We start from the raw sequence: 1,000 nt of genomic DNA, 5'->3' as shown, positions 1-1,000 counted from the left end.
AATCATGGCCACCATCGGCCACGCCACCCACCCCGGCCCCCACAAAGACATCAACACCATCCACCCCGACACCAACCACACCGGAACCACAGACAGCGCGAACACCAAGAACCCCGATGAGGACAGCCCCGACACCAGCCCCGGCACCGGCAATGGCAACACCAGCCCCGACACCAGCCCCGGCACCGGCCTGGACGGTACCGGTCTCGGTGCCGGGGTGCTGCCGGGCCAAACCACCCTGCTCGAACTACTCCACGCCACCCCCGGCACACCAGCCACCCCCGGCACACCAGCCACCACCGGCGGCCCGCACGGCCCCGACATGACCGCCCCGGACACGGCAGGCCCGGCCGGCACCATCCCGGACGGGGCAGGCCCGGCCGGCACCATCCCGGGCATGCCGGTCCCGGGCGTGGCAGGCCTTGGCGGCTCCAATGCCCGGGGTGCCGGACCCGGAAGTTCGTGGCCCCCGGACCAGGGCCCCGCCCCGGCCTGGGCCCAACCACCTACCACCGCTCACACCACCAGCAATAACGGCACCACCACGCCCGCCACCGGCGCTGAGGGCACCTCAGGCACCGGCACCGGCACCAACGTGGATGGCGGTGACGGCACTGGCAACCGCACCAACGCGGCCACCACCAGCAATAACGGCACCACCACGCCCACCACCGGCGATCAAATATCCAGCAGCCACGACGGTGGCGGCAGCGGTGCCCTGGAAGACGGCCGCGCCCTCGAAGACGGCCGCGCCCTGGAAGACGGCGGTGCTACGCCAGGCGGCGGGGACGGCGCGGCGGTGTTTTGGGCAACCCCCGGCATCGACCCCACCGACACCGTCCAGGAACCACCCTGGCCCCGGGACATCAACGCCATCATGGTCCCCGAACCCGGCACCGATCACGAGCTCCCCGGCCTGGACCCCATCGACCCGAACTGCACCAACCCCGCCCTGCAAGACACCCGCACCCGCCCCCAACGACTCCTCGACGCCCTCATC

The 1,000-nt window shown here is 71.9% G+C and carries 1 pseudogene; it reads left to right on the top strand.

Annotated elements, in window-relative coordinates:
• Positions 1-1,000: pseudogene (locus MMF96_RS19400) on the top strand (hypothetical protein); the annotation flags it as partial.

Origin of the sequence: Arthrobacter sp. STN4 (assembly GCF_024539665.1) — a bacterium.
Lineage (GTDB): Bacteria > Actinomycetota > Actinomycetes > Actinomycetales > Micrococcaceae > Specibacter.
Note: the sequence above shows the minus strand (reverse complement) of the source record. Positions and strands in the feature narration are given on the sequence as shown.